Origin of the sequence: Peribacillus sp. YIM B13481, assembly GCF_042787985.1 — a bacterium.
GTDB lineage: Bacteria > Bacillota > Bacilli > Bacillales > DSM-1321 > Peribacillus > Peribacillus simplex_A.
The window spans coordinates 32758-39306 of sequence record NZ_JBHZPE010000046.1 but is presented as its reverse complement, the minus strand read 5'-3'; the positions used below and the strand labels follow the sequence as shown (position 1 = coordinate 39306).

The window sequence follows — 6549 nt, the reverse complement described above, 5'->3', positions numbered from 1 at the left end:
AGGAGTCTCGCACTTCCGCTCCAATCAACCTTAAATAGTTTCGTTTTAAAAACAACAATCTTTACGAAAAGAGCCAATTTATAAAATCACTATGTTTAAAAAGGAGAGATTAAAATGGCTAAAAAATCCAAGGTGGTAAAAGCACAAAAACAGTTGGCAATGGTCGAAAAGTATGCAGAACTTAGAACGCAATTGAAGGAGAAGGGGGATCATGCTGCATTGGCCAAACTCCCGCGTGATTCTTCGCCGACAAGGGTTCACAATCGTTGCGGAGTAACAGGAAGGCCCCGTGGATATATGCGCAAATTCAACATGTCACGTATCGTTTTTAGGGAACTTGCTCATAAAGGGCAACTGCCAGGTGTCAAAAAGGCAAGCTGGTGAAGCGGGGAGAAAAGCAAGGTTGATTCAGGGGGAAGGTTCCTTGAATCAACTTTTTATTTTGAAAAGGAAAGCTTTAAGCAGTCAGAGTATATAATATTAAATCGGTTAATAAGACAATTTGAGAAGCAGGATGTATGATTTTTTGTTAGTTACGAAGAGGAATCGTTCATGAGAATAAGAGCCCTTAATAAACCAAGGGCCGCTTCATGTCTAACCTAGCTTAAAGGAAGTGTATGGCGTAATCTTATTTTACTAACTTTAATGCTTGTTCAGAAATTAAGGCACGAAAAGGGGGCGTGAGAGAACCAGTTCGGTTTAGGTAAGGTAAGATAACGTAAAGAAAGCATAAGTTTTATCAACTCTGCTTTTTTATTAATCAAATTTTACCTTTGGAAAAATTCAATCCACTCTTTTTCTGGTCCATATATGTAGAAATAGCGATAACCATTTGGAAGGGTGACGATTTCTTCATCAATCAGCTCGATGTTATCTAAACTTTTAATCCGGTCATATTCCTCTTCGATATCATCCACAGTAATTGCAAAATGGTGGATCGTTGCTTCGGATGGCAGTGTGTCGCTATAACCTTGAATTAATTCAATTTCTGTTTCGTCTGAATCATTGTATCCAAGGAATGCTAGTTGGATTACACCATTAGTATGTAGCACCCGCGATTTCACTTTTAAATCTAATACATCCTGATAAAAGGTTATGGATTCTTCAAGATCTCTTACAACAACTCCGATATGATCGACTCTTTTTATAGCCAAGGAACTTCCTCCTAATTTTGTTTAGTACAATATGAAAGTATTAGTATATATAACATTATTCGTAATAAAATTACAATTTCGGGGTAGTGTTTTTCTGATTATTAAAAAATGATGGATGAAGGAAGAATTGGCTGGTGCATCGTGGAAAATGATTGATAAAGAAATAGACAATACTTAATGAAGAAAAGTATTGTCTATACATGTATAGTGGAGAACTCTTTCTACTTCATTGAATTTGCATCTCATTTACATAATCCATGAAATCCCTTGCTTCTTGAAATTCAGCTTGAAGATTGGCAGGTAAGTCATCGACATTAACTGAGCCGTTTTCACTCCCACTTTGCACGGCAATTTTTTCATATGTCATAAGAGCCTCAATATACGTTTCGTATTCCTCAGCCGTTAACAACTCTTCACTGGATACTAGTCCGTTTAATTTATCAAAATATGGCTGTATTTCCATAAAAGCTGTTTTTAATTCAGCGATTTTTCTTGAAGGAAGTTGGTCGTAATCAATATTGCCGTTTGCATCTCCATAGTCTAGCTTAGACTCAGTTACTACATGTAATAATTCTTTGAAATCAGCATACTCTTCTTTTCCCAATTCACCTTTAGCTTGGGACAGTTTTGCATCGAAAAGGAGGTATCCCTCCATGGTAGCATTAGCCAAATGCTTTTTTACCTGCTCGAATGATCCGTATAGATCATCAGCCAGGAAGGATTGATAGGCGAAAGCACTGGTTGGGAGTAACAGTGAAGCAATTAGCACGCTTGTTATTAAATATTTTTTTCTTTTTCCTCGATTAGTTGTTATTGTACTCATTACTTTCACTTTTAGTTCTGGTGAAGGATTTAGGCTCTTACTTTCTTCATATAACGCTTCCCTTAATTGATTATGAAGATTGTTCATTATACATTCCTCACTTTCTCTAAAAATAATTTACTTTCTTTTCCTTTCGCATTCAACTTTCTTAAAGAAGCGTGAATCCTGGATTTAACGGTTCCAATCGGGATTTCTAAAATTCTGGCTACCTCTTCTTGTGAATAATCATTTAAGTAGCGAAGAATTACGACTTGTTTTAGCTTGTAAGGTAACTGGTTTACTAAATCTACGAGTTGTTGATTAGAAATTTTATCAACAATGTCATGAGAAAAATCTGGAACATTGATTCGTACTGCTACTTCTGCTTCTGCCTTTTTAGAAATCCTTAGGCGCATCCATCTTTTCCGTCGATAGGTTTGAAGCTGCCGTATGACAATCCCCATTAACCATGGTTTGAAAGGTCTTTCACAATCATATTTACGAAGAGACTTATAGACCTCTATGTAGATGTCCTGAATCACATCGTCAATATCCGCTTTTTCGTCTATAAGAAAGTGAACGTTTCTATAGACACTTTGAATAGTTTTTTCATATAGCTCGTCGTATGCCTGTTTCTCTCCCTTTAAGAAAAGTTTGATGCTGGAAATTAAATCATTTTGGTCACTCATCCTATAATCTCCTTCCGTCTATACTATATATTGGTAAGGTATTAATATTTCGTTCGCTTTTTAGGGGTATTTTCCCATTTTAATGGATTATTTTCTTGAAAAGAAAAGAATTTATTTTTTTCCAGGGCAAAAATTTGTTTCTATATGGAATAGTCGATATACTATGGAAACAACTCCATTATTTAATGGATATGGGAGGAGAGGTAATATGGGTAATATTCGTGAAGGTGAGGTTTTCACCCTTACTGATGACAATGATGAAGGCCATGAAGTTGAGGTTTTAGGATCATTGGATGTAGAAGGAACGGAATATGTAGCAGTAGGTTTGCTTGAAGATATTGAAGAAGATACAGAGGAAGATATCGATATTTTCTTTTTCAGGGTCGAAGGCGAAGGTGAGCTGCTCGATATCGAATCGGATGAAGAGTTCGAAAAGGTATCATTGGCGTTTGAAGCGGCATTTGAAGAGAAATAATGATGGGGCAAGAGTAAAAGGCGGCACAATATGTGCCGCCTCAGGCTGTTGAACAAAAGGTTTCGGAATGTTCTCATTCCGAAACCTTTTTGATTTTTTATTGAATTTGAAGTACTTTCTTTAATTTCTTTCTCTTCTTCCTTATCGAAACTCTTTATAAAGCTTCATTATTCCATCTGCTTCGCATCGCAAGTTATAAAATAATTGTTTTTCCAATTTGGAAACCTCCCGATCTAAGGGAATGGAATGCTATATTAACTTTCTACAGCAGTTCTGCAATAACCTACTAATTTAATTTGATACAATATGGTTTACTTGTTAATATGGCCTAATTTGATTAAAAGGGGTTATGAAACAATGAAAAAGATTGAAGTTAAAGCAATTAATGTTAAGAGAATTATAGTTCCGGCTGTTGCTAGTGTAATGTTATTTTCAGCCTTTACACCTTTTTCAAAAGCTTTTGCTTCTGAAATAAAAGAACCAGTTCAATCAAATACCGAAGTAAGTTCTGAAATTGTGGATGTCTTTTATTTGTAATTCTTATTTTTTTCTCTCTTCCCACGCCTATAACCTTGTTCTAAAGTATGCTGCCAAGCATTTATATTTACTTATAAATGACCCTCTCAACTCGAATAGCTCACCAAGCTTACAGATGTATTGTTCACAACAACGAAAAAAGCGTAAGCTATTGCCTACGCCTTACTTCTCAACTTATTTTTACAGTAACAAATACTATCTATTTACCAAAAAGGCGGGCGAGCACCCCTTCTTCTCTTCTTCATGATTAGTAACGGCAACCTGTTTTATACTTTCCTCATTTTCTTTTATACCTGCCATTAATCTTCTGTCTTTTTCTTCTAGTTTGTTATTTATATATTCTTGCTGTTTCTGGATTTGTTCAACCAATGACTTTTGTCTGTTCGTCTATGGATTTTTGCATGTCCTGTACGGCCCCAGCGACATTTACAGTCACTGGTTCCTTGAGACCAAGTTTTACCTTATATTTACCGAACGAACAACTGTTTAGAACTAAGGAACGGGTGTGCGGGACTCCTGCAAAAAGCGAGTGCCCTACGTTCCAATCAACATTCAAAAGTTACAAACCCTCAAAAAAGCTGTAGACAAACTCAATTATTTATCGAGTTTGTCTACAGCTTGAAGGCGGCACAATATGTGTCGCCTTTTTATATGTAAAAAGAAAGTATTGGCCCCGCCTTCGCCAAATACCATGATAGCCACGCGTGCTACCCAGCCTTACTTAAGTATAATGTTTTAATATTGATGGGACGTGTACTTTATATGAAGGTTTTGTGAAAAAACGGAGTATTTTTCCATCTCTGGGGCATAGGATGAAAAAGTGGAGGTGATAGGATGGCTGTTGTAAAGAACACTGCAGCCGATCGTGCCTTATTGGCAAGATTGCTTAGAGCTGAAGGCGAGGGTGAAGGTGATCAAGGCATGTTGATGATCGGGAATGTAGGGATCAATCGGATTAGGTCTAATTGTTCCGATTTCAAAGGGTTGAGGACGATTCCAGACATGATTTATCAGGAACATGCCTTTGAAGCTGTGCAGAAGGGGTATTTTTATCAACGAGCAAGAGAAAGGGAAATAAGGCTTGCACGTCGCAGTATAAATGGTGAAAGGCTATGGCCCTCGAAATTTAGTCTATGGTACTTCAGGCCACAGGGAGATTGTCCGGCAACCTGGTATAATCAGCCCCTCGTTGGGCGTTTCAAGCTTCATTGCTTTTATGAACCAACAGGTGCAGAATGTGAAAATATTTATAGTACATTTTAAGGAAGAGGCTGAACCTTATGGGGGTTTGGCCTCTTTGTGCATCAATCTTTAAATAGGATAATATCATATGATAAAACTGGAAAATGATTTACTGATACTGTAAAATTGAGACTGTAAATTTCCGGATAAGAAAGGAATAAAAAAATTTGATGAGTAAAAGGCTTATTAATTATGGACAAGGGCAAATGGGAGAACAGTCGGTGGATGATACACTTAAGTCATTCATGGAGAACAACCCGGACGCCATATCCATTGTTGATCTGGAAGGAAAGACCCTTCAAGTAAATGCCGCTTTTGAAAAGTTTTTCGGTTGGAAGAATGATGAGCTCATTGGCATGCCATATCCAATTATTCCTGAATTCTTGAAGGAATCAGCCAAGGAATTGCATGACCAAATTAGGGCAGGGGTAAAAAAGAAAGGCTTTGAGACGGTCAGGCAAAGGAAGGATGGCCGGTTAATCAATGTGAGCATCTCCCTGTTTAATATCCGGGATAATGAATATGAGCCGTCCGCACTGGTCTTCGTTTATCGGGATATCACGAACCAAAAGCTTGCTGAAGCTGCCTTGAAGGAAAGTGAGCAAAGATATCGCAGTTTAGTGGAGGTGTCACCTGAAGCGATTTTTGTACATCGTGATGGGATAATAGAGTATATGAATCCCATGGGGGCAAAAATGCTGGGGATGGATAGTGTGGAAGATATTATCGGTAAGTCGGTCTTTCAGTTCGTTCACCTGGATTCCCGGGAAAGTGTACAAAAAAGAATCGAGATAATGAGGGACGATTATCAGGCGGTTGGTTTACTGGAACAAAAGTTCATTCGACTTGACGGACAAGTATTTTATGGAGAAACACTCGGTCTTCCGATTATTTATAAAGGTCATCCAGCGATACAGGTATTCTGCAGGGATATTACGGAGCGTAAAAAAACCGAAGAGCTGCTTTGTAAATCCAATATGTTATCGGCCGTTGGACAAATGGCTGCGGGTATCGCACATGAAATAAGAAATCCATTAACTACGGTCAAAGGATTTTTACAATTATTAAGCGAATACCCTGAGCAAAAGGACTATCTTGAAATGACGGTCAGCGAAGTTGAGAAAATTGAAATGCTGGCCAATGAATTTTTAAGTTTAGCAGAGCCTGAAGCGAAGGTTTGTGAATCGATTCAGCTTAACGATATTTTGGATAGTGTGATTACATTAGCCGAGTTTCAAGCGATATTGTATGATGTTGAAATAATCAAGGAATATAATACGGGTTTGGGATCGGTCATTGGCGAACCGAATCAGTTAAAACAGGTTTTCACGAATGTCGTCAATAATGCGATTGAAGCCATGCCGAAAGGCGGCAAACTTCATATACAGTTAAACTATGAGGGAGTCTACGCGATGATCCGATTCATTGATCAAGGCTGTGGAATTTCAAAAGAGCGCATGAAGCATTTGGGGCAGCCTTTTTATAGCACCATGGAAAAAGGAACAGGGTTGGGGCTCATGGTCAGTACTAAAATCATTCATGGGCATAATGGGGAAATTCATTTCAGTAGCGAAGTGGGAAAAGGGACGATTGTAGAAATCATTCTCCCCCTCAATGAGAGCTCACAATGAAAAGTGACGAGAAGCCATG

The 6549-nt window shown here is 38.0% G+C and carries 9 protein-coding genes; 5 read left to right on the top strand and 4 right to left on the bottom strand.

Annotation, left to right across the window (positions count from 1 at the left end):
• Positions 1-114 precede the first annotated feature (114 nt).
• Positions 115-384: a 30S ribosomal protein S14 gene (gene rpsN / locus ACFX4X_RS20425; protein WP_061465381.1), complete on the top strand. Its 270-nt coding sequence runs from the start codon at positions 115-117 to the stop codon at positions 382-384.
• Positions 385-767: 383 nt separating this feature from the next.
• Here rpsN and ACFX4X_RS20420 read toward each other — a convergent pair whose 3' ends face one another.
• From ACFX4X_RS20420 to ACFX4X_RS20410, 3 genes are all read right to left on the bottom strand, one after another.
• Entirely contained in the window at positions 768-1154 is a 387-nt protein-coding gene (locus tag ACFX4X_RS20420) for a VOC family protein (protein ID WP_061465380.1), read from the bottom strand.
• 226 nt (positions 1155-1380) lie between these two features.
• On the bottom strand, positions 1381-2064 hold the full coding sequence (locus tag ACFX4X_RS20415) for a DUF3600 domain-containing protein (protein ID WP_089361815.1): 684 nt from the start codon (positions 2062-2064) through the stop codon (positions 1381-1383).
• A complete protein-coding gene (locus tag ACFX4X_RS20410) occupies positions 2064-2645 on the bottom strand; it encodes a sigma-70 family RNA polymerase sigma factor (protein ID WP_377385880.1) in 582 nt (193 codons plus the stop codon). Before ACFX4X_RS20410 ends, ACFX4X_RS20415 begins: the two co-directional genes overlap by 1 nt.
• A gap of 208 nt (positions 2646-2853) precedes the next feature.
• Between ACFX4X_RS20410 and ACFX4X_RS20405 the strand changes: the two genes are divergently transcribed.
• Both ACFX4X_RS20405 and ACFX4X_RS20400 read left to right on the top strand, forming a co-directional pair.
• Positions 2854-3120 (top strand): DUF1292 domain-containing protein, encoded by a 267-nt coding sequence (locus ACFX4X_RS20405; RefSeq protein WP_377385877.1) that lies wholly within the window; start codon positions 2854-2856, stop codon positions 3118-3120.
• 357 nt (positions 3121-3477) lie between these two features.
• Positions 3478-3657 (top strand): hypothetical protein, encoded by a 180-nt coding sequence (locus tag ACFX4X_RS20400; RefSeq protein ID WP_377385874.1) that lies wholly within the window; start codon positions 3478-3480, stop codon positions 3655-3657.
• 361 nt (positions 3658-4018) lie between these two features.
• Here ACFX4X_RS20400 and ACFX4X_RS20395 read toward each other — a convergent pair whose 3' ends face one another.
• Positions 4019-4213 (bottom strand): hypothetical protein, encoded by a 195-nt coding sequence (locus ACFX4X_RS20395; protein WP_284469380.1) that lies wholly within the window; start codon positions 4211-4213, stop codon positions 4019-4021.
• 278 nt (positions 4214-4491) lie between these two features.
• Between ACFX4X_RS20395 and ACFX4X_RS20390 the strand changes: the two genes are divergently transcribed.
• Both ACFX4X_RS20390 and ACFX4X_RS20385 read left to right on the top strand, forming a co-directional pair.
• Positions 4492-4920 (top strand): cell wall hydrolase, encoded by a 429-nt coding sequence (locus ACFX4X_RS20390; RefSeq protein ID WP_061465376.1) that lies wholly within the window; start codon positions 4492-4494, stop codon positions 4918-4920.
• 200 nt (positions 4921-5120) lie between these two features.
• Positions 5121-6530, top strand: a complete 1410-nt coding sequence (locus tag ACFX4X_RS20385) for a PAS domain-containing sensor histidine kinase (protein ID WP_377385871.1) — start codon at positions 5121-5123, stop codon at positions 6528-6530.
• The last annotated feature ends 19 nt before the right edge of the window (positions 6531-6549 follow it).